The sequence below is a fragment of the Sphingobacterium sp. UBA6317 genome, from assembly GCF_002440385.1.
Classification (GTDB): Bacteria; Bacteroidota; Bacteroidia; order Sphingobacteriales; family Sphingobacteriaceae; genus Sphingobacterium; species Sphingobacterium multivorum.
In genome coordinates, this window is sequence record NZ_DJTD01000023.1 from 30,139 (window position 1) to 50,856 (window position 20,718).

Below are 20,718 nucleotides of genomic sequence, written 5' to 3' on the forward strand. Positions count from 1 at the left end.
TCGTGTAATAATCCTATGATGGATAGAAGTTTTCATTGAAATTGACCAGAAAAAGTTCCTTTGTTGCTCGGGTAACCCCAGTGTATAACCATCTTAAAAATTCAAGATCCAACATATCATCGTTTATATAGCCCTGGTCAACAAACACGATTGGCCATTGACCGCCTTGTGCTTTATGGCAGGTAATTGCAAATGCAAATTTAATCTGAAGCGCATTATAATAAGGGTCTTTTTTGATTGCTTCGAGCCTGTCCTTCTTATCCATGATATCGGCATAATCCAAGGCAATCTCTTCGTAGAGAGCTTTTTGGCTTTCATAGGGCAGATTGGGGCCGTCTGTATAGAGGCTATCTAAGATAACGCGGCAGGTGATGGGTTCTATTTCGTCAATGTCTACAAATTCAAGTGTGACATCTGCAAATCGAAATCCATGCTGATCGTGGATGTTACTTACTTTTCGTACTTTGGCCATATCGCCATTTGCAATAAATCCATCGCCCATGTTGTTTTCCTGTAACCAGAAGTAGTTGTTTTTTACAACCATAATATAATCTCCGCCCGTCAGTTCCTCGTCCCGGAACAAAATTCGGTTCCTTATATTTTGGTTGTATAAATTTGCAGATCGATTTGAACGGCAGATAATCATGGTATTTTCGAGTCCATATTTGTCATATGCATAGTTTATACCTTCGATTAACCGTTCACCTGTCATTCTGTAAAGATCTTTAAATCCTTTTGTTATGAATTTTGGAAAAGGGAAGTCGTCTTGATCTTCTTCTGCCGAGGTTATCTCTTCGCGTATTTTGGTTGCATTGTACAATATACCGGAGTCTTTGGATTGGCGGACAACCGTGGTTAGCTCAAAAGGATAAACGCAAAGATGAAATTCACTTTCGAGATAGCTTGGGTTTAAAGCAGGACTATCTAGGAGTCCTACAGGAGGTAATTGAGCCGTATCTCCAACAAATAATAGGGTACAGTTCTTCCCCGATTGTACATAACGGATCAAGTCGTCCAACAGGCTTGCCGAAAATGCATTCACAGGTGCGTTGGATATCATTGAAGTTTCATCGATGATAAATAAAGTGTCTTCGTGCAGGTTCTCCGCCAAGGTGAAATCCAGCTGAAATGATACAGCAGATTTTTTTCGGTATATTTTTTTGTGTATTGTCAGTGCTTTGCGACCAGAATAATAGGTGATCACTTTTGCCGCCCTGCCTGTTGGTGCCAGCAGAACAGCCTTTTTCCGTAATGCAGGTAGCACTTTAACCAGCGCCGAAATTAATGTTGTTTTTCCCGTACCAGCGTATCCTTTAAGTACAAAGCAGGATTGCTTGTCAAAAGCGAGAAGAAATTCTTGCAATAATTCGAAAGCCTCCAACTGCTGTTCGGTGGCTTGCCATGGGAATTGCTGTATTAACAGATTTTTGATGAACACCCTCAAAGTTATTTAAAAGGTTTGTCTTATCCTCTAGAAAAAGCTATTTTTGCTCTAAGAAGTTTTAATTTTTACAATTCAGCGAATGAATTATATTTCAAAACAATTTAATATTCATTATTTACCGGAGTACAATCTTTTGGTCAAGGCTGGCTTTCAGAAGGATGTCTTGGCGGTGGTTGATAAAAAGTCGATCGCACCGATTTTGATCGAGTATCCGTCTGAGGAGCCAATTTTGGATGCCACGCGGATTATGAGCCTTCCGTTTCGATTTGTCCGCGTTGTGATACCACATCAAACTTTTACGTTTATTCCAAAAGAATTTTTTCTGAGCGAAAATATCAGCGATTACCTACAGTTTTTAGGTACAACTGATCTTGAAAATACATTTAGCTATTCTTTAGATAGTCTTAATTTAGTTGCTGTATACCAGTTTGATGGGCTTTTATTAAATAGATGGAAGCGGTTGTTTCCTGATGCTGTTATACTTCCCGAATTTGCGGTTGTGCTTGATCGTGCCCAGGAGCGTGTATCTATTAGAGGAAGTGTGCTGGGGCTTCATTTTGTAGCTGAAAATACAGTTGATTTTTATCTGTTTAAAAACGGGGTTTTTCAGCTTTATAATAGTTTTGAAATTCATAATCTTGATGATATCAGCTACTATGTCCTTAATATTTTAACACAATTCAATCTAGGGGACTCCATCAATAAAGTGCTCCTTTCAGGAGAAATTCCAAATGAATCCTATTATAAACGTATCTCTACTTATGCGGGTGATATCGAAATATTGGATTTGAAGACAAAAGTCGTATTGGCGGATAGCGAGATCGAGTCAAATTTGGCCCCATATAATGTATTGTTTGATTCTATACTATGCGAATAATCGGAGGTCGTTTAGGTGGTTTAAGGCTGAACCCACCAACCAATTTACCTGTGAGGCCAACCACGGATATCGCTAAGGAAGCGCTGTTTAATATTTTACAGAACCGACTGGATTTTGATAGTTTAAAGTGTCTGGATCTTTTTGCAGGAACAGGAAATATTAGTTTTGAGCTCGCATCGCGAGATGTGGAGTCAGTAGATGCAATAGATCTTCATTTCAAATGTGTGCAATATATCAATGAAACAGCCGGGAAGATGAAACTGGAGCAAATTAAAGCAAGGAAAGCCGATGTATTTAAGTTTATTGCCAGCTGTAAGAATACCTATGATTTTATTTTTGCAGACCCACCTTATGATATTCCTAAATTGCCACAATTGCCAAAATTAATTTTTGAACAGGAATTGCTGCATGAACATGGGCTCCTTGTTGTTGAGCATCCGTCAACAAGACAAATGGAAGATCATCCAAATTTTATAGAAACTAGAAAATACGGGTATTCATCATTTTCTTTTTACGCTAAGACTATCTAATATGAAAATTGCTGTTTTTCCGGGCTCTTTTGACCCCTTTACATTAGCTCATCAAGATCTTGTTGAGAGAGCAATGCCGCTATTTGATAAAATTATTATTGCAGTGGGCTATAACGCCAATAAAAAAGGAATGTTAGATCACGACGAACGGGTAGATTCAATTAGCCGTGTTTTTAACGATGTGAGTAGGGTTGAGGTGCATAAATATAAAGGTCTTACAGTAGATTTCTGTAAGCAAGTTAAAGCACGTTTTATATTGCGTGGGCTCCGAAATACCAATGATTTTGAATTTGAAAATGCTGTTGCTCAAAATAATTTGTTGCTCAATAATGATGTTGAAAGCTATTTTTTGATGAGTAGATCTGGAAAGGCACATATTTCTTCATCCATTGTTAGAGACGTGTGGTTTAATGGAGGAGATATCAGTGCGATGGTGCCTGTTTCCATTTTATCCTGCCTGAAGGAAAAAATAAGATAAGTTGCCTCGGGTTGATAAAAGAGATATTTAACAAAAAATGGCCAACAGGATATTATTTTGTTGGCCATTTTTTATAGCTGAAAAACAGAGGTTTATATTTGTTATCTAAATCATCTGTTTTCTTTATTTTAGAACAGCTCACTTTCTTCTATACGGTATGGCCAAATATTATTTGGTAACTTGATTAGTGTATTTTTAATGTTCTTATTTTCAATATACTAGATTGTTTTTTTGTGCTTTTGGTCTAGTAATCGCTTGCTTGGTTTAAGAGGTAATACTCTTCCGGTGTCAGCTTGATTTCTACAGCTCTGCTAAGTTCTTCGAGCTGCTGGATACTAGTTGCACTCACTATTGGCGCTGTAACTGAAGGCCTGTGTAAACTCCACGCTAATGCTATAGCTGACATGCTAGCTTGTTGTGTATGTGCTATCTCAGCCAACACATCTAAAATGCGCAGACCGCGGGTGTTAAACTTGTCTTTTAATGCGTCATAACGCTTGGCACCTTTGATGTCATCAATAGAGCGGTATTTACCCGACAGGAAACCACTGGCAAGTGAATAATAGCTGATGACGCCAAGATGATTATCGAGGGCCAATTGTTCATACTGCTCTTCGTATTTCATCCGGTCGTAAAGGTTATATTCGGGCTGAATAGCGATATAATACGGTAAATTGTGGTCTTCGGCTATACGAAGGGATTCTGAAATCCGTTCTGGACTTAGGTTGGAAGCACCGATCCATTTTATTTTCCCCTTCTGTATCAGGTGATGATAAGCCTCCAGTGTTTCATCGATTCCAGTTGTCAGATCATCGTGATGAGATTGATAAAGATCGATTGTGTCTACATTCAATCGCAGGAGTGAATCTTCCACAGATTTAATAATATACTCTTTTTTAAGATTAGGTTTACTATTGTCTATTCGACGTCCGCCGACTTTTGTTGCAATCTGAATTTTATCGCGAATATCTCTTTTGCTGATCAATTTGCCAATGATTGTTTCTGATTCTGACCCACTGTGTCCCGGCACCCAATGTGAATAGTTGTTGGATGTATCAATAAGACTGAATCCCATATCGATAAAAGCATCTAACAGAGCGAAAGACTGTTTCTCATCGACGGTCCAGCCAAATACATTTCCACCGAAAACAAGAGGTTTGAATTCAATTTCACTGTTTCCGAGTTTTACTTTTTCCATGATCATTTGATTGTTTTCTGATTAAAAATACGTAAAAAAGGTCGTTTTCAATCGTTCTATAGGGCAATGAAAAGTTTTTTTAAAATTTTCTCATTCATTTTCAATGAGTTTTAAAAATGATCAGTATAGTGATTTGGAATAATAAAAACTTTACTTACTTTTGCATCATCCCAAACGGATATGCCCGGATGGCGGAATTGGTAGACGCGCTGGTCTCAAACACCAGTGGGAAACCGTGCCGGTTCGACTCCGGCTCCGGGTACTAAAGCTTCTCAATCGAGAAGCTTTTTTTATTTACTGACTATTTTTTATACTTAGCTTAGCGTAGTTTCGCGCGGTTCCTTATTCATTTCCAAAATGAATGGTCTTATTCTTCTGGTTCTAAAACTTTTTTCCATTAAAATGTAATAGAAATAAAAAACACCACAATACAGCGTATTATGGTGTTACATGAATATGTGGTTTGATTAGTTTTTTGCTAAGACCATTTCTGGTTCTTCTTTTCCGCCATGACAGGTTTTACAGGAAATAGCTTTGGCAGGCGAGCTATCCCAGCTTCGATTAAAATACTTTTTGTTTATCTTTTGGGTCATCTTAATCATCGCTCGTCCAATCTCTTTTTTGTGGTTATCATCACTCGCAAAATCCATTTTTTTGGGATCTTCCTTCGACGGTGCATGACAGAAACCACATTTTACACCCAATGCGACATTAAATTCCTTCATAGTGGAAATCAATTCATCGTGGGAGATATTTTTGGGAAGAACTTTGAGATTAGTCGGTTTTGGTTCTTCTTTAGGTTTTTCCTGTTGGAAGCTAAATGCACTCAAAGCAATGGCAATAGCAAACACAGATGCAATTGCACCTAATTTATTTATTTCTTTCATTTCTCTTTTCCTTTATGCTTACCTAAATATAGTGAGAAAGAGATAATTTTCAAACAGAAAATGAAGTTAATATGACAATTTAGATTGATTATTATTTACGTACTGCATTATCCACAACCCAAGATTGGCTATTGGATTGATAATTAATTTTTAGCAACTTTCCTTCGATCTTCACGTCTTTTAAGAGTGTTGTATCAGTAGAAGTCCAAGTGCTATCATTGGTTTTATCAAATCGAACGCCTGTAATATTTGGGATGCCTGTGAAAAACTCAATTTTATAGGTATCGGTACCATCACGAAGCACCCGTATCAGGCGATTATCCCGGTCCACTTCAATGGAATTGCCTTGGTATTTAACACGACCGATAAAGCTGCCGGAAGCGTCCGCAGCACCACCTGTATTTTCATTTTTTTTACACGAGATAAATAAGATAACGAATAAAACGGACGAGACTAAAGGCTTAAACAACTTCATGTGTGTAATTTTTGTGCTAAAATAAGCTTTTTTGGCCAAAATCTCAATTGATCAATCCAGAAATGATGTTAATGGTCAATGCAACGACAAACGTATTTAAAGCAAAGGAGAGGAGGCCATGAAATAATGCTACTCTTCTTATTTTTTTTGACGATATTTCCACATCAGATACTTGAAAGGTACAGCCCATCACAAATGAAAAATAAGCAAAATCTAAATAATCTGGATGGTCATCTCCTGGAAACTCCAGTCCAGCTCCATTTGCGTGATGTTCGTAGTATAATCGCGCATAATGAAAGGTGTATATGGTGTGAACCAATATCCATGAAGCCAACATGGCCAGCATACAAATAATGATAATGTAGGCATCATTCAGCTGTTTATCCTTACTTGATATGATAATCATTAATACTGAAATAAAACAGCCTATGGTCACTAAAATAATAAAAAGGGATACAAAGAGACGGCTGCCATCTTCTTGCTGTGCTTTGCGCGCAATGGTAGAAATAGGTGTGGTGTAGAATGTATACCAAGATATAGAAACGTAGGCAAGACAAAAACCAAACCAGCACAACATTAAATTGAGCAAGGGAATGGTTTTAATGGGAGAGATGAAGTAGATCAATAAAAAAATACAGACCGAAATCATTGCCCTATGAATGGATTGCATTCGATGTAGGTAATAGTTTATTTTTTCCATTTCACGTTGTATTAACAATCAAACTGTTCTTCTGCATCAAAAATCAATGGATTGCCATGATTGGAAAGCAGCAGTAATAGCGCCTCTTCCTCATAATTCCTTGGATTGGAAAAAATAAAATCCAGCGCGCCATCCCGGTCAATATCTCCAACAAATAATGTCCTCATAAATACATGGTCATATTGATCTACCTGAAAAATTATCTTTTCTTTATCTCCGTTAGTTGGGCTATAGTTGAGTTTATAATTGGCAACCTCATGAAATACTTTCTCGTGACCGTTTTCGTCGGTTTGCACTTCAGTCGATCTAATATCACCCACTGCTTTGAGGTTAACTTTTTGGTTTTTAAAAGTATACTGTACAGATTCTTTTGGCCAGATTTCGGCCTGATTTATTTTGACATGTTCAATAAGACCAGGCTTAAGTCCGCTTAACTTCAAGAATAACAATGAATTTCTGCGTGATTCGACACTCTTAGACGGTACCTGAGCACACTCGTCAAAACCATCTTTAATCACATAATCCGCCTTTGCCAAGTAATATTGTCCACTTTCTTCGTAAAGATCATACCATTCTTTATTTAAGACAGCCGTTGGATCTTCCTTTTCCCAGATACGGTAACTACGAACAAGGAAAATCTGACCTTTAGCAGGGTCTGCTTTTTGGTAAATAGAAGATGTTGTGTCATCCACAGTCGATACCGCTAAACTGTCTGATACTATTTTTTTATCAGGTCGATCTTGCTGTTGTTTTGCTGTCTGGTTTGAACATGCCTGCAGGGAGAGCAAACCCAATATCAGGCTGAAGGAAAAAAAAACATTCATATGCGGTGAATTTTGCTTAAATATATAAAATTCACCGTATATAAAGTAGTTTGGATTCTTACGTAAGAATTTCTTTCAACAATGATAATGAATGGAGACACTTTTCATCATCAAAGATATAGGAAGTCGCCATGATCTCGTCCACTTTGTGATCGTTTACGAATTTTTCTATTTCCGGAAGGATTTTAGGGCCATCGCCAATAAATGCACAGGAAGCCATACTTTGTACAGCTTGCTCTATCGCGGGAATGCCTTTGTAGATTACCTCTTGAGTAGGTTCTGAAAGTGGTCTTCTGGTATTTGTCACAATACCAGCGAATAGATTATAGAAGCTTGTTGCTAAGAAATTGGCTTCTTCCGTACTATCGGCAGCGATAACATTGACACAAGAGATGAAATATGGTTTTTCTAAGGTATTAGAAGGAACAAAATTTTGATGATAGATCATGCTTGCTGAGGCAAACTGTGCCGGAGCAAAATGCGTTGCAAAAGCATATGGAAGACCTAAGCTAGCAGCTAAATAGGCACTATCGGTACTTGACCCGAGGATATAGAGTGGGATGTCCAATCCTTCTCCTGGAAACGCACGTACTTTTGCGTCGTAGTTGTCTCCACTGAAGTAGCGCTGTAAGTCTTTTACCTCTTGTGGAAACTGAAAGGCTGTATTCAAGTTGTTTCTGCGCAAAGCCATTGCGGTCAATTGATCAGTGCCCGGTGCACGTCCCAAACCGAGGTCAATACGCCCGGGAAACAAGGTTTCTAATGTTCCAAATTGCTCTGCAATGACTAAAGGAGCGTGATTTGGTAACATGATTCCACCAGAACCCACGCGTATAAAACTGGTGTTTGATGCGATATGTTGTATGAGGAGTGAGGTTGCTGAACTGGCAATATATTCCATATTATGATGTTCGGCAACCCATATCCTTTCAAAATCTAATTTTTCTACATGTTGGGCTATTTTTACGGTGCGAGCCAATGCGCTTGCTGTATTCTCTCCTTTTTTGATCGGAGCCAAGTCCAATGCTGATAACGCTATTTTATCCATGCATTAAAATTACGGAGAAGTTATTCGACAATTGTAATGAAAATGTCTATTCTAAAATACGTTGTGTATGTATGACACTAAATTGATCATTCACGGTTGTCGTGAAAAATGTGAACGAGTCACCAGCGTCTTTGATTTTAAATTTCTTTTTGATATCTTCGGTCTTCAAGGGAAAATTTTTGGCGATGATATCGGAATTCAATGCTCTTTTATTTTTCTTAAAATCTGTAAATGATTCCACCTCTTTGATGATGAATGTTTTACCGGGAAAATTTTCGATCTTTTGATCGGAGGTGTAGAGATGGGTATTTTTATGGAGTTTTTTTACGTTGAATACTTCGGCAATAGTCTTAAATGCTCCGGCTTTGGAGAGAGCTACATCCGGTTCGTATAAATAGGATAGCGGCCTACTGTAGTCATTTGAAATTGCACGTTCATTTTCGTAAGTGAAAGATATAATCTGCTGTTGTTCTTGATATAACCTGACCGCGTGGATGCAAGGTTCAGCTTCGTATCCTTTCTCCTGCACGAAGATAAGTTCTTTGCAGTCATTTTGCAAAGAGACGACATAAACGTCCTTAACATGTTGCAGCATGTGTATTGCTGCAGAAATATCCAATAGTGGAGCTAGCTTACTTATTATTTTGTTGGCATGTTTGAAAAATTCATCTTGCAAGGCAACCAAATTAGGTTCACATTCATCAAGTAGAAACACTTTTTTGTTTTGAACTCTTCTTGAAGGATCCAAATAGATATAATCAAATCTTCTCTTTGGATCGTTTAGTATATATTCAACTCCATTTGCCGCAATGATCTGAAGATTTTCTGCTTTCAATATCTTTGCATTATGTTGGGTGATTGCAGCGAGTTCGGGATTGAGTTCGCAAGATGTTACTTGCTTTGCCCGTTTAGAGAAGTAAAAGCTATCAACACCGAAGCCACTGGTAGCATCAATTAAATGGCTGTTTTTTTCGATGAGTGAACTTTTAAATAATCCGGTTTTCTCGGAAGAACATTGTTCGAGATTGAGTTTGGTGGGGAAGTAAATCCCTGCTGTTTCGGCCCATAGTGGAATTTTGCCGCTCGCCCGTTGTCTACCATCGAGTTGTGCCGCGAGCTCGGAAGATGATATTCCTTCAAAAGGAGATTTTTTTAAAGCGATTTTAGTCGGAGACTCCAGTTTGTTTCGTTCTAAAAACTGTTGAGCCTCCTCTTGAAGGATTAATGTGTTCATTTATATTTTCTTAACGAGAAGTTGGCAAGTATAGGTATCCTTTAGTTCGCTAATAACTTCTTTATCAACCAAAACGCGATCAATGGTTTCTTGATTATAATAACGGATTGTAATGAGTTCTAGCCCAGATTCATACCTGACTTTGAATTTTTGCTCCAGTTCGTTAATTAAGTCGACTAGATTTTTTCCAGTATCATCGACGGAAACCGTAAAGTTGATCGCCGTATTATGCATCATATTAATTTTAATACGATGTTCATGAAATAGGTTGAAGATGTCTCTCAGATTGTCTTCAACGATAAATGAGAAATCCCTCGGGGAGATGGAAATAAAAATCTGGTTCACCTTAAAGATGAAGGAAGGCACAGGTAAAGTTTGGTTTGTACTCTTTATCATTGTTCCAGGTGAGTCAGGGTCCACAAAGGATCGCACATTTAATGCGATCTTTTTATTCTGAAGCGGCTTGATTGTTTTCGGGTGAATAACCGTAGCCCCATAATAGGTAAGCTCGATAGCATCGGTATAAGATAGCTCAGGAATCAACTCGGTTTTCTCAAACCACTTCGGATCCGCATTAAGTACACCTGGAACGTCTTTCCATATAGTTACATTTTCGGCATTTAGACAAGAAGCAAAAATTGCCGCAGAGTAATCGGAACCTTCACGGCCTAAAGTGGTTGTGAAATTTTCAGAGGTAGAACCTAAAAATCCCTGCGTAATTACAATATACTCGTCTAGGATGGCTGGCAGTTCGGCACGGATTTTTTCTTCCGTTTTGTTCCAGTCTACGACAGCTTCGCGATAGGTGTTGTCCGTAAATATATAATCTCGTGCATCTAGCCATTTTACCTTTTCACCAATGAATGCAACGTAGGCTGCAACAATCTTGGTGGAGATAAATTCACCCATCGAAACAATTTGATCGAAAAGATAATCATATGAATCTTGAGGTTCTTCCTCTAAAATCCACTCGATCTCCACAAAGCAGTTGGAAATCTCATCAAATATAGGATGTTCAGCTTCAGGGAATAATTCTTGAAGGATTTGAAAGTGAAATGCTTTCGCCTCTTCAAGTGTCTGAAATTGGTTCCCCGTGTTGTTAAAATATTCTTTGGTCAATTTCTCTAGAAGGTTTGTTGTCTTTCCCATGGCGGATATGACGACTAACAAGGCGTCGCCTTTGTATTTAGAAATAATCCGCGCCGAATTTCTGACACTTTCAGCATCTTTTACTGATGCACCCCCAAATTTAAAAACCTGCATTTATTTATTAGTTTACTTGATTGCTAGTTGATACTATTAATATAGTGTAATCCTTTTTCTGAAATCAGATGTTTAAATGTTGTATAGGGAATACGTAATTCAGTATTTCCTTCAGCATAAGATTTGATTTCGTATACGTTGTAGTAAAACAGGATGTCGTTTTTTTCAAAAGTGAAGTTATCGGCCAAAGAAAATTTACCATCTTCAAAAAAGTACTTTCCATTTAGGGAATCATCAGCACTTAATCCTTCTTGCTTACGGAAGTATTGCTCGGCGATTTGAACGAATTTATTTTTGTTCTCTTCCTGAATGACATCATTGATTGTAATTGCACTGTTAGATTGACGATCAAAATTGGAGTACAGCGTGAAATGGTCCCCATGCGCTCCACCAGTATATTCCTCTTGTTTGGTTCTTATACCCAAGAAAACAGGTGTATTGACGATTACATCAATCTGTAGATCCCGACTCCAGGTTGATGTAGATTTGCCATTATTGTCTTCCACATATTCGTTGTATGAATTTATAAAGCGATGTGCTGCATCTGCCATGCTTGTGTCGCCTTCAAGATGAACGATACTTGATATGAGGGTATTGATTTTATTTTCTTGGAAAATCGGGTATTTTGCGCGAAAATAAGTTGTGTCCAAGCGATCATCTTCTTTTAGAAAATAATTGCTATGCTCATCGATGATTTTTTGACTATAGGAAAGTGTGTCTGTGGGCTGTTTCGCTATAGCGGCCTTTTTGTGGTCACTGCAAGCGGACAGAACGCAGCTAATAAATAATACTATTAAAAAAAAGTAAAATCGCATTGAATTGATAATTCTCGTTATTTAATACGTGATTGACACATTAATCCATTCGGCATCGAAGTTTGCTTTATATTTTTCATAAAACTTTATAGCTGGCTCATTCCAATCGAGGACCTGCCACACCATGCCATGAAATCCACACTGTTTGCCGTAAGCTAAAGTTTTATCAAAAAGCAGCTTGCCTATCCCTAAACCTCGCATTCTTTCGGTAACAATCAAATCTTCCAAATAGAGTCTTCTACCTTTCCAGGTTGAATACCGGACATAATATAATGAAATTCCGACAATTTCGCCATCCACTTCGGCAACAAATGCACCCCAAACGGGATTCTTTCCAAATCCTGCATCTTTAAATTCTTCAAGCGACACGGTGACCTCGTCCGGTGCTTTTTCAAAAATAGCTAATTCTTTAATTAGCTCAAGCATTTGGATGCAATCACTTTCAATTGCCTCTCGTATCGTTGTTTTAATCATTGTTTTTGAAGTGTTTGATTACTCTTTTGCCAAATATTGTGCTTCCAATCCGTACCATTGTCGAACCTTCTTCAATCGCTAGCCTATAGTCTGAAGACATTCCCATGGATAGGATATTGAAATACTCTTGCTTCCGGTAGAAACTTACCTTAATTCCATCGAATAACATTTTTAACTCATAAAATTCGGCTTTAATTACCTTTTCATTATCTGTATTGGATGCTATGCCCATTAAGCCACAGATCCGAATATTTTTTAATTCAAGAAACTCGTCGTCGCGAAGAAGTTCGATTAGTTCAGCATGGTCGAAACCGAATTTTGTTTCTTCTTCTGCAATATATACTTGCAGCAAACAGTCGATTGTGCGGTTCGCTTTCTGCGCATGTTTGTTAATTTCCTTTAATAATTTTAAAGAATCAACTGACGCAATTAAGCTCACGAATGGTGCGATATATTTGACCTTATTTGTTTGAAGGTGACCAATCATATGCCACTGAATATCATTAGGTAAAAGAGCGGCTTTTTCGACTAATTCTTGAACATGATTTTCACCAAATATACGCTGTCCCGCCTCGTAGGCTTCCATAATGTCCGAATTGGATTTTGTTTTTGAAACTGCTACAAGTTGTACGCCAACAGCCTCGGTTTCCAATCTTAACGCTTCTAAATTACTAGCAATACTCATTTCCGATATAGTTTTGATGATGTAAAAAGTGCCAAATGTCGGTGCTTTTTGTAAATTTGTACAAAACTACAAAATGCTACGATTAATACTGAATCTACTTGCAGTGATTTTTTTATTTGGTTCTTGTATCGGAACTGGAGGGAAAGATATTATCTCCAAAAGTAAGTTTGTGGATGCATTGACCGAAATCCAACTGACAGACTCCTATCTCAATATTTTACCCATTGACAGCGCACGTAAAGTAATGTTGCCTTTGTATCAAGTGACCTTTGATAAATATGGATTGGATTCGGTTTCTTTTCGAAAGAACTTAGACTATTATGGTAAGGATGCTGAAGTGATGTCTGCGATTTATAAAAAAGTGGAGGATAATTTAACGAAGGAAAATAAGGTTTACGCCGATATAGAACGGAAAAAGCAAGATTCAATTCGAACGCGCGATTCAATCCAGAATATGCGTATTCAAGATAGCACCAATCGCGTTATGCGTGCACAACAGGCTTATCAGGAACGAGTTGCAGCACTTATCCATTATCTGCCTAATAAGACGAAATTCACCTTTAGAGAAGCTTCTTCCTTGTTTAATACGAACTTTCAAACAAAGACTGGTATAAGCATGAACGGCTATCTCATGAACCAATTGTCGGTCGGTAATTCAAATTTACCAATTGAATCGCCTTCTCCACAGAAAGATACGGTTTCCCAACTGAAAACACCTGGTACTTCAGTCAAGGATACTCTTGTGATACAAAACCATGTGGAGCCACAATTACCAACAAGTGAATTGGAAAAAAGACCAATTCTTACACCGCCACGGCACATTAAGCCGCCGACGGAACTTTAACCATCAAAGAATATAATTTCTATGGTATATCCAATAAATGCAATTGATAAACTCGGATTTTCCGAGATAAAAGATAAAATAAAACAAAAATGCCTAAGTGAGTCTGGGCGTGAGCTAGTTGAAAAAATTCAACCTCAAACCCGGTTTGACCAAATCGACCGATTTCTAAGACAGACCAGTGAGTTTAAGGATCTTCTAATGAATGATGGCGCATTTCCTGTTGAAAATTTCTTTCCGCTTAGATCCATTATCGAGAAAGCTCGAGTCGAGGGCGCGTTCTTACTCGAGGATGAATTTTTTCGGGTATTACTATCGCTCAAGACTGTTTACGCTATTATCCGTTATTTTAATGAGCGGGAAGGTCTCTATCCCAATTTAGAGGTATTGTTTGAGCATTTACCGATCGAGAAGGGGATTATTCGCGATATCGAAATGGTCATTGACGAGCGTGGAAAGCTTAAAAATAATGCTTCCCGATTACTGTTGGAAATAACCCAACAAATTCAACGGGCAGAACAGGAGGCCCTAAAACGTATCAATAGTATCTTTAAGAGCGCACAGGACAGCGGATGGACAGCGGATGGGAATCTGACGATACGGGATGGAAGGCTCTGTATTCCTATTCTTGCGGAAAATAAAAGAAAGCTCAAAGGTTTGATTCATGATGAGTCCGCTACGGGACAAACTGCTTATATAGAGCCTGAAGAAGTATTTCAGTTAAATAATAAAATTAGGGACCTAGAGTTTGAACGTAGGCGTGAGGTCATCCGTATTTTAGTCGAACTAACGGACAAGATCCGGCCACATATTCCGCTCTTGCTTTCCTATCACAGCCTATTAACCAAAGTAGATTTTGTGCGAGCGAAAGCACTTTTTGCCTTGGATATTGAGGCGGAGATGCCCGAGTTATCGAAGGAGGCTGAGATTAATTTGGTCAATGGTCGACACCCGCTTCTATTGCTGAATCAGCATCATATTGTTGTTCCATTGAACATTCAAATCGATCATATTCAGCGTATTATTGTTGTATCGGGGCCGAATGCTGGTGGGAAATCTGTGTGTATGAAAACGGTTGGTCTTTTGCAAATCATGGTGCAATCGGGCTTATTAATACCAGCGGAACCAACAAGTAAAGTCGGTGTTTTTAAGCAGCTATTTGCAGATATAGGGGATGATCAATCCATTGAAAGTGACTTAAGTACCTACAGTGCGCATCTATCCAAAATGAAATATTTTACGGAATTTGCAAATGGACGTACTTTGGTACTGATCGATGAGTTTGGAACCGGTACCGACCCTTTGTTTGGCGGACCTATTGCTGAGGCTGTATTGGAATCCCTTAACAAAAAACAAATCAGGGGAGTTGTGACCACCCACTATTCAAATCTCAAAGTTTTTGCCAGCAATACGACAGGTTTGGAAAATGCTTCAATGTTATTTGATAATCGCGAAATGAAACCGATGTATATCCTACAAATTGGTAAGCCAGGAAGCTCTTATGCTTTTGAAATCGCACAGAAAATAGGATTAGGTAAGGATATTTTGGAGTCTGCTAAAAGTAAAATTGGTGTTCAGCAGAAGAAGGTAGATACATTATTGATCGATCTTGAGCGAGAAAAGAAGGAGGTGTTTGATACAAAAGTTGCTATTAATAAGCGTGAAAAGGAACTGGAGTCAATTAAATCGGAGTATTTGGAATTACAAAGTTATTTAGAAGAAAATAAGCGTGTAATTTTGAAGAAGGCGAAAGAGGAGGCGCAGCAAATTATTAAAAGTTCGAACAAGCTAATCGAAAATACGGTAGCGCAGATCAAATCTGCAAAAGCGGATAAGGAGAAAACTCGTGAGTTGCGCAGCAATTTGGATAAGGCACTTCAAGCTGTTCTTCCCAAAGAGCAAAAACCGGCGAAGCAAATCGTCAAAGAGAAAACGCCTGAAGCCACCGAATTAAATATTGGGGATTGGGTACAGATTATAGATAATGGTGCTGAAGCGCAGATTGTCGAAATTGCAAAGAACAACCTTATTCTTGCCATGGGGGAACTTCGCACTGTTCAAAAGCGAAAGAATGTGATTAAACTCGAAGGGCGGGAAGGGAAGAAGTCTGCAAAAAGTCTATCAAGATCATTATCTTCTGGCAGTGTAGCTGATTTCAAGCCAGAACTTGATTTAAGAGGAATGCGCACAGAAGACGCACTGCATGAATTAGAACGTGTTTTGGATCGGGCCGTCATGATAGGTTATCCGTCCTTAAAAATTATTCATGGTAAAGGTGATGGTATTTTGCGCAAATTTATTCGCGATTACCTTCGTAAATATAGTCATGTAAGCCGTTTTGAGGACGAACATCAAGATCGTGGGGGCGATGGTATAACTTACGCTTATCTATAGTCTTAATTGCACGGAGCTGAGCATGTTCGAAGCTCCGTGTTTCATCTTTCTGTAAAGTTCGGTATGGAGAATATCATTAACTTTTTGACTAGTGAGCCATTGTTAAACGCTCTCACTTCAATTCTGTGTGGGAGTTTAATTGGTTTTGAACGTGAGTATAGGAATAAATCTGCTGGATTTCGGACGGTAGTGCTTATTTGTTTCGGTTCGGCGATGTTTACTATTGTTTCCTGTTTGTTTATTGGCAATAGTACTGATCGCGTTGCTGCAAATATTGTGACTGGTATAGGCTTTATTGGTGCTGGTGTGATCTTTAAAGGCAAACTATCGGTTAGTGGTCTCACAACAGCGGCCGTTATTTGGGCGACAGCTGGTATTGGCATGTTTGCCGGATTGGGGCAACTGGTTTATGCGATTTCCTTTGCTGTTTTTATGGTGGTAATACTCGCGCTTTTTCAGCGGATCGAAATTCTTTTGGCTCGTTACTACCTAGTCCGTTCTCTACACGTAAAGTTTAGTTCCAATGAGTTTTATCACTTACATGAGTTTGAACAATTGGCATTGGATTTTAAGATTAAAGCTACCAGGCGTGTTATTGAAAAGATTAGTGGTAAGTTAGAAGTAATGTATGATATTTCTGGGAAAATGACCGATTTAGATCGTTTTAACCAACAATTAGCAGGTTCATTAGTTATAGATGAGTTTTATTATAACAAATAGACACATCTATAACTAACCTCATTGTAGCTTAAGTCGTTTCTTTACCTCCGAAAGTAATCAAAACCATACCTGAAATGATGACAAACATACCCAGTACCTGCTGCCAGCTCAATGAACTTTTAAAATATAGCGCCATCGCCAATTGGACAGTCAGAAATGTGCCACCAGAACATAAGGCTATTACGATAGGTTGAGAGACGTTCTTAAATAACTGCACAAGAAACCAACTTGCTGATAAAAGAATAATGTTTCCTATAATTAAAGTTGTCCATTTATACTTTGGATGTATCCCGCCAAGTTTAAACAGGATAGATGAAATAATTTGACAAGCCCAAAATGCCACAAAATATATATAGTTCAGCATGGATTTTTATTCGTATCTACTATAAGCACTATTAAAAGATTGGCGCATCAATGCGAATTGATCGATCACACTCTTCAGAAATTCTTCGTCAAGTAAATCAAAGACCCCATTTACACCGCCAATTATATCCATTTCTGCAATTTTATAAGATTGTTCTAAGTTTCCTTGTTCAAATTTAATAATGAATTTTTGATTCATACCAAAGATTGAAATCTTGCAATCGGGATGGGGGAGTTCAGCTATTAATCTCATTTAAATTTCGTGTTTTTTAAAATTAGCATAAAAGTATAAAAAAACGCCCAAATGCAATGCATTTGAGCGCTCAGGATTATGATATGATTAGAAAAAGGCTTGTTATACGATACCTTGTGCTTTCATCGCGTTAGCGACTTTTATAAAACCACCAATATTGGCACCTTTCAGATAATTAACGAATCCACTGTCTTGGCCATATTTCAAGCAAGTTTCGTGAATGCTTTCCATAATGGTTTTTAAGCGATTGTCAACTTCTTCTGTACACCATTGTGTACGGATTGAGTTTTGAGACATTTCCAAGCCGCTGACAGCAACACCACCAGCATTCGCAGCTTTGCCAGGTGCAAAACTGATTTTTGCATCTAGAAAAACTTTAATAGCTTCTGCAGTAGAAGGCATATTTGCACCCTCAGCTACGCAGATACAACCATTTGCTACAAGCGCTTTAGCATCCGATTCTTCTAATTCATTTTGTGTTGCACATGGCAGAGCGATATCACATTTAAATTGCCATGGCTTTTGACCAGGTAAGAATTTGGCGTTTGGATAGCGAGCAGGATATTGATCGAGGTTTCTTCCCAAAGTAGCCCCAAATGCCATTTTTTCAGCATTAAAACCATCAGGATCGTAAAGTGTGCCCAAGCTATTTGATACAGTAATTACTTTGGCGCCAAGTTGAACAGCTTTTTCAACAGCGTAAAAGGCTACGTTGCCAGCACCAGATACTGTAGCTACTTTACCTTGTAAAGATTTTCCTTGATATCTGAATATGCAGTCAACAAAATATAGGAGCCCATAGCCGGTAGCTTCAGGACGAATATATGATCCGCCCCATAATTCACCTTTGCCCGTTAGAACACCTGTAAAATTGTTTTGAAGTCGTTTAAATTGACCGAATAAAAAGCCTATTTCGCGTCCACCAACGCCGATATCTCCTGCAGGAACATCTGTATCTGCGCCAATATGACGATAAAGTTCTGTCATAAAGCTTTGACAAAAACGCATAATTTCATTATCTGATTTACCTTTAGGGTCAAAATCAGAACCTCCTTTACCACCACCAATTGGTAGTCCTGTTAAGCTATTTTTAAATACTTGTTCAAAAGCGAGGAATTTTAAAATACTTTGGTTGACAGAAGGGGCGAAGCGAAGGCCACCTTTATATGGACCGATTGAACTGTTCATTTGAACACGATAACCACGATTTACCTGTACTTGGTGATTATCATCCAACCAAGTTACGCGAAAAGATATAATACGTTCAGGTTCAGTAAGTCTTTCAAGAATTTTTTGGTCGAAAAATTCAGGATGATTTTCAGTAATATAAGGAAATAAATCCTCAGTAACTTCTTTTACAGCTTGTAAGAATTCTGGTTCATTTGGATTGCGTTTCTCAACGATTGAAATGAACTCGTTAAAGTTTTTTGACATGTTTTAATTAGTAAAATTTCCCTTTGGCTGGCACTAATTTATATAATTTTTAATAAAAAACCAATATTTGTTAATTATTTACAATTATTGGTCTTTTTTAATGAAATTTCATATTTTTTTAAAATTATTTAAAACAGACTAATCAATAGCGAAATGAAGGCATAATGACCATTTAACAGTATTTTATTCGAAATTAAATCTAAAAGATAGAATCATTTTCGTTTTTGATAAAATAGCTATGAATACTCATTACAATTGATGAATATTTAATGTTTAGCTTTTTTTTCTGACTATTTGATAAATGTAGATGACCCCTATTTTCTTTATATATTTGGTATTTATAATTTATATTATGTTAAATAGTAAATATCCGAGTGTGCCCTCTCTATACAGTTGATCTTTAAGCTTGGTTCTTTAAAATAGATTCTGTGGTGTATAAGTTCAACTTCATAAAAAAAAGGAACCCAAACAATGCCTGAGTTCCTTGAATAATATTTAGGTTGAATATTTACGTTTAAAAAAATATTAATCGATTGCCTGAATCATTAAAGCACCAACGGTTAGATTTGTCCGTGGATCAATAACAATCGCTTGAGAATTTGCCGGATTTTCCTGCTGTAGATCAAATACTAGATTCTCAGCGGACTTAATGGCTATTCGACCAATATCATTTAGTTTGATTGGATCATTATATATTTTTTCCTGTGTATTGATATCAAATTTGTATAACACATCTACAATCTTAACCTTGGTTAATTTACTGTGGCTTTGGACAAGATAAACTTGCGCAGTATCCAAAGGTTTATTGTCGAACCAACATAAGTTTGCTTGAATATTGCGCTCAAACTTTGGCGGCTGTTCTACACTTGCAATGGTATCGCCGCGACTAATGTCGACATCGTCACTGAGGTGTACAATGACAGATTGTCCGTTTTCAGCCCGTTGAAGTTGTTGCCCGTTTAATTCAATCGCTTGAATTGTGCTATATGTTTCTGCTGGATAAACAATAACCTGGTTACCAACCGTCAGCCCCTCTCCTAGTACTCGGCCTGCATAACCTCTATAGTCGTGTAAATCATCGGTTTGTGGTCTTACAACCCATTGGACGGGAAACCTCCAACTGGCTGCTTCCTGTTCGTGAATTTCTACATTTTCCAAGTAATCCAATAAAGATTCGCCTGCATACCAGCTCATTCTTTCGGACTTATGGACAATATTGTCTCCTTTTAAGGCTGAAACAGGTATGAAATCAATATCCTTAAGTCCGAGATTGTTAGCTAAAGTTAAATAATCAGCCTTGATCTGTTCGAAAACAGAAGCGCTATAATCGACCATATCCATCTTGTTTATGCAGACCAAAACTTGTTTCATGGCCAATAATTTGGCTATGAAAGAATGACGTTTTGTTTGCTCTATTACGCCTTTGCGTGCATCAACCAGAATGATTATGAGATCTGAATTGGAAGCTCCAGTTACCATGTTTCTGGTGTATTGGATATGTCCTGGAGCATCGGCTATAATATATTTTCGGTGTTCAGTCTGGAAATATTTATAGGCTACATCAATTGTTATGCCTTGTTCACGTTCAGCTTTAAGTCCATCAGTCAATATGGCCAAGTCTACCGTCCCATCGTCATTTTTCCGGTTGGCACGCTGTATAGCTTCCAATTGGTCGTCCAAAATGGAGTTTGTATCATATAGTAATCGGCCAATCAAGGTACTTTTACCATCATCTACAGAACCGGCCGTTATAAATTTCAATATATTCATTGTTGTCAATA

Annotated in this window: 22 protein-coding genes and 1 tRNA gene; 7 read left to right on the plus strand and 16 right to left on the minus strand. The window is 37.9% G+C overall.

Annotated features, from left to right (window positions below; translation table 11 throughout):
* Positions 1–13 precede the first annotated feature (13 nt).
* Positions 14–1,438, minus strand: a complete 1,425-nt coding sequence (locus B3E92_RS06825; RefSeq protein WP_286895929.1) for an ATP-dependent DNA helicase — start codon at positions 1,436–1,438, stop codon at positions 14–16.
* A gap of 85 nt (positions 1,439–1,523) precedes the next feature.
* Here B3E92_RS06825 and B3E92_RS06830 point away from each other — a divergent pair, with 85 nt between their 5' ends.
* From B3E92_RS06830 to coaD, 3 genes are read left to right on the plus strand one after another with little or no spacing between them, the layout of a single operon-like run.
* Positions 1,524–2,321 carry a DUF3822 family protein gene (locus B3E92_RS06830; RefSeq protein WP_286895931.1) on the plus strand — a complete coding sequence of 266 codons (798 nt, stop codon included), beginning with the start codon at positions 1,524–1,526 and terminating at the stop codon, positions 2,319–2,321.
* Positions 2,312–2,851 carry a 16S rRNA (guanine(966)-N(2))-methyltransferase RsmD gene (gene rsmD / locus B3E92_RS06835; RefSeq protein WP_112374789.1) on the plus strand — a complete coding sequence of 180 codons (540 nt, stop codon included), beginning with the start codon at positions 2,312–2,314 and terminating at the stop codon, positions 2,849–2,851. Before B3E92_RS06830 ends, rsmD begins: the two co-directional genes overlap by 10 nt.
* 1 nt (position 2,852) lies before the next feature.
* Positions 2,853–3,329: a pantetheine-phosphate adenylyltransferase gene (coaD, locus tag B3E92_RS06840; protein ID WP_286895933.1), complete on the plus strand. Its 477-nt coding sequence runs from the start codon at positions 2,853–2,855 to the stop codon at positions 3,327–3,329.
* A 244-nt stretch (positions 3,330–3,573) separates the two neighbouring features.
* On the opposite strand, the gene B3E92_RS06845 is transcribed toward coaD, so the two are convergent.
* Positions 3,574–4,527, minus strand: coding sequence for an aldo/keto reductase (locus B3E92_RS06845; RefSeq protein WP_286895934.1), 954 nt, complete (start codon positions 4,525–4,527; stop codon positions 3,574–3,576).
* Between the two features lie 182 nt (positions 4,528–4,709).
* Between B3E92_RS06845 and B3E92_RS06850 the strand changes: the two genes are divergently transcribed.
* Positions 4,710–4,789: transfer RNA gene (locus tag B3E92_RS06850), tRNA-Leu, on the plus strand.
* 205 nt (positions 4,790–4,994) lie between these two features.
* Here the strand turns inward: B3E92_RS06850 and B3E92_RS06855 are convergent.
* From B3E92_RS06855 to B3E92_RS06900, 10 genes are all read right to left on the minus strand, one after another.
* A complete protein-coding gene (locus B3E92_RS06855) occupies positions 4,995–5,414 on the minus strand; it encodes a c-type cytochrome (protein WP_112374791.1) in 420 nt (139 codons plus the stop codon).
* 91 nt (positions 5,415–5,505) lie between these two features.
* Positions 5,506–5,889 carry a hypothetical protein gene (locus B3E92_RS06860; protein ID WP_115048675.1) on the minus strand — a complete coding sequence of 128 codons (384 nt, stop codon included), beginning with the start codon at positions 5,887–5,889 and terminating at the stop codon, positions 5,506–5,508.
* A 43-nt stretch (positions 5,890–5,932) separates the two neighbouring features.
* Positions 5,933–6,589, minus strand: a complete 657-nt coding sequence (locus tag B3E92_RS06865; RefSeq protein WP_172462394.1) for a DUF1345 domain-containing protein — start codon at positions 6,587–6,589, stop codon at positions 5,933–5,935.
* An 11-nt stretch (positions 6,590–6,600) separates the two neighbouring features.
* Positions 6,601–7,413, minus strand: a complete 813-nt coding sequence (locus B3E92_RS06870; RefSeq protein ID WP_286895935.1) for a hypothetical protein — start codon at positions 7,411–7,413, stop codon at positions 6,601–6,603.
* Positions 7,414–7,471: 58 nt separating this feature from the next.
* Complete coding sequence (locus B3E92_RS06875; protein ID WP_112374794.1) at positions 7,472–8,461, minus strand: LLM class flavin-dependent oxidoreductase; 990 nt, start codon at positions 8,459–8,461, stop codon at positions 7,472–7,474.
* Positions 8,462–8,507: 46 nt separating this feature from the next.
* Positions 8,508–9,695: a THUMP-like domain-containing protein gene (locus B3E92_RS06880; RefSeq protein WP_286895936.1), complete on the minus strand. Its 1,188-nt coding sequence runs from the start codon at positions 9,693–9,695 to the stop codon at positions 8,508–8,510.
* The gene (locus B3E92_RS06885) at positions 9,696–10,958 is read right to left on the minus strand and encodes an aspartate kinase (RefSeq protein ID WP_112374795.1); all 1,263 of its coding nucleotides are present in this window, start codon (positions 10,956–10,958) and stop codon (positions 9,696–9,698) included.
* Between the two features lie 23 nt (positions 10,959–10,981).
* Positions 10,982–11,773: a DUF3298 and DUF4163 domain-containing protein gene (locus B3E92_RS06890; RefSeq protein ID WP_112374796.1), complete on the minus strand. Its 792-nt coding sequence runs from the start codon at positions 11,771–11,773 to the stop codon at positions 10,982–10,984.
* A 21-nt stretch (positions 11,774–11,794) separates the two neighbouring features.
* A complete protein-coding gene (locus B3E92_RS06895) occupies positions 11,795–12,247 on the minus strand; it encodes a GNAT family N-acetyltransferase (RefSeq protein WP_112374797.1) in 453 nt (150 codons plus the stop codon).
* Positions 12,240–12,932: a YggS family pyridoxal phosphate-dependent enzyme gene (locus B3E92_RS06900; RefSeq protein ID WP_112374798.1), complete on the minus strand. Its 693-nt coding sequence runs from the start codon at positions 12,930–12,932 to the stop codon at positions 12,240–12,242. Before B3E92_RS06900 ends, B3E92_RS06895 begins: the two co-directional genes overlap by 8 nt.
* Positions 12,933–13,005: 73 nt before the next feature.
* On the opposite strand from B3E92_RS06900, the gene B3E92_RS06905 reads away from it, so the two are divergent.
* From B3E92_RS06905 to B3E92_RS06915, 3 genes are all read left to right on the plus strand, one after another.
* Positions 13,006–13,776 (plus strand): DUF4296 domain-containing protein, encoded by a 771-nt coding sequence (locus B3E92_RS06905; protein WP_286895938.1) that lies wholly within the window; start codon positions 13,006–13,008, stop codon positions 13,774–13,776.
* Between the two features lie 21 nt (positions 13,777–13,797).
* The gene (locus B3E92_RS06910) at positions 13,798–16,167 is read left to right on the plus strand and encodes an endonuclease MutS2 (RefSeq protein WP_115048683.1); all 2,370 of its coding nucleotides are present in this window, start codon (positions 13,798–13,800) and stop codon (positions 16,165–16,167) included.
* A gap of 63 nt (positions 16,168–16,230) precedes the next feature.
* Positions 16,231–16,887, plus strand: coding sequence for an MgtC/SapB family protein (locus tag B3E92_RS06915; RefSeq protein ID WP_112374139.1), 657 nt, complete (start codon positions 16,231–16,233; stop codon positions 16,885–16,887).
* A gap of 28 nt (positions 16,888–16,915) precedes the next feature.
* Here B3E92_RS06915 and B3E92_RS06920 read toward each other — a convergent pair whose 3' ends face one another.
* The 4 genes from B3E92_RS06920 to B3E92_RS06935 all read right to left on the minus strand — a co-directional run bounded on the left by B3E92_RS06920 (position 16,916) and on the right by B3E92_RS06935 (position 20,707).
* Positions 16,916–17,251, minus strand: a complete 336-nt coding sequence (locus tag B3E92_RS06920) for a hypothetical protein (protein WP_231585243.1) — start codon at positions 17,249–17,251, stop codon at positions 16,916–16,918.
* 6 nt (positions 17,252–17,257) lie between these two features.
* Complete coding sequence (locus B3E92_RS06925) at positions 17,258–17,503, minus strand: hypothetical protein (protein WP_046673390.1); 246 nt, start codon at positions 17,501–17,503, stop codon at positions 17,258–17,260.
* A 102-nt stretch (positions 17,504–17,605) separates the two neighbouring features.
* Complete coding sequence (gdhA, locus tag B3E92_RS06930; protein ID WP_070564173.1) at positions 17,606–18,937, minus strand: NADP-specific glutamate dehydrogenase; 1,332 nt, start codon at positions 18,935–18,937, stop codon at positions 17,606–17,608.
* Positions 18,938–19,462: 525 nt separating this feature from the next.
* On the minus strand, positions 19,463–20,707 hold the full coding sequence (locus tag B3E92_RS06935; protein ID WP_286895939.1) for a sulfate adenylyltransferase subunit 1: 1,245 nt from the start codon (positions 20,705–20,707) through the stop codon (positions 19,463–19,465).
* Between the last annotated feature and the right edge of the window lie 11 nt (positions 20,708–20,718).

What these genes read in the sequence shown, in the direction of transcription:
- B3E92_RS06830 (WP_286895931.1), top strand. Translation starts at nt 1,524, where the DNA reads ATGAATTATATTTCAAAACAATTTAATATTCATTATTTACCGGAGTAC.
- rsmD (WP_112374789.1), top strand. Translation starts at nt 2,312, where the DNA reads ATGCGAATAATCGGAGGTCGTTTAGGTGGTTTAAGGCTGAACCCACCA.
- coaD (WP_286895933.1), top strand. Translation starts at nt 2,853, where the DNA reads ATGAAAATTGCTGTTTTTCCGGGCTCTTTTGACCCCTTTACATTAGCT.
- B3E92_RS06845 (WP_286895934.1), bottom strand. Translation starts at nt 4,527, where the DNA reads ATGGAAAAAGTAAAACTCGGAAACAGTGAAATTGAATTCAAACCTCTT.
- B3E92_RS06855 (WP_112374791.1), bottom strand. Translation starts at nt 5,414, where the DNA reads ATGAAAGAAATAAATAAATTAGGTGCAATTGCATCTGTGTTTGCTATT.
- B3E92_RS06860 (WP_115048675.1), bottom strand. Translation starts at nt 5,889, where the DNA reads ATGAAGTTGTTTAAGCCTTTAGTCTCGTCCGTTTTATTCGTTATCTTA.
- B3E92_RS06865 (WP_172462394.1), bottom strand. Translation starts at nt 6,589, where the DNA reads ATGGAAAAAATAAACTATTACCTACATCGAATGCAATCCATTCATAGG.
- B3E92_RS06870 (WP_286895935.1), bottom strand. Translation starts at nt 7,413, where the DNA reads ATGAATGTTTTTTTTTCCTTCAGCCTGATATTGGGTTTGCTCTCCCTG.
- B3E92_RS06875 (WP_112374794.1), bottom strand. Translation starts at nt 8,461, where the DNA reads ATGGATAAAATAGCGTTATCAGCATTGGACTTGGCTCCGATCAAAAAA.
- B3E92_RS06880 (WP_286895936.1), bottom strand. Translation starts at nt 9,695, where the DNA reads ATGAACACATTAATCCTTCAAGAGGAGGCTCAACAGTTTTTAGAACGA.
- B3E92_RS06885 (WP_112374795.1), bottom strand. Translation starts at nt 10,958, where the DNA reads ATGCAGGTTTTTAAATTTGGGGGTGCATCAGTAAAAGATGCTGAAAGT.
- B3E92_RS06890 (WP_112374796.1), bottom strand. Translation starts at nt 11,773, where the DNA reads ATGCGATTTTACTTTTTTTTAATAGTATTATTTATTAGCTGCGTTCTG.
- B3E92_RS06895 (WP_112374797.1), bottom strand. Translation starts at nt 12,247, where the DNA reads ATGATTAAAACAACGATACGAGAGGCAATTGAAAGTGATTGCATCCAA.
- B3E92_RS06900 (WP_112374798.1), bottom strand. Translation starts at nt 12,932, where the DNA reads ATGAGTATTGCTAGTAATTTAGAAGCGTTAAGATTGGAAACCGAGGCT.
- B3E92_RS06905 (WP_286895938.1), top strand. Translation starts at nt 13,006, where the DNA reads ATGCTACGATTAATACTGAATCTACTTGCAGTGATTTTTTTATTTGGT.
- B3E92_RS06910 (WP_115048683.1), top strand. Translation starts at nt 13,798, where the DNA reads ATGGTATATCCAATAAATGCAATTGATAAACTCGGATTTTCCGAGATA.
- B3E92_RS06915 (WP_112374139.1), top strand. Translation starts at nt 16,231, where the DNA reads ATGGAGAATATCATTAACTTTTTGACTAGTGAGCCATTGTTAAACGCT.
- B3E92_RS06920 (WP_231585243.1), bottom strand. Translation starts at nt 17,251, where the DNA reads ATGCTGAACTATATATATTTTGTGGCATTTTGGGCTTGTCAAATTATT.
- B3E92_RS06925 (WP_046673390.1), bottom strand. Translation starts at nt 17,503, where the DNA reads ATGAGATTAATAGCTGAACTCCCCCATCCCGATTGCAAGATTTCAATC.
- gdhA (WP_070564173.1), bottom strand. Translation starts at nt 18,937, where the DNA reads ATGTCAAAAAACTTTAACGAGTTCATTTCAATCGTTGAGAAACGCAAT.
- B3E92_RS06935 (WP_286895939.1), bottom strand. Translation starts at nt 20,707, where the DNA reads ATGAATATATTGAAATTTATAACGGCCGGTTCTGTAGATGATGGTAAA.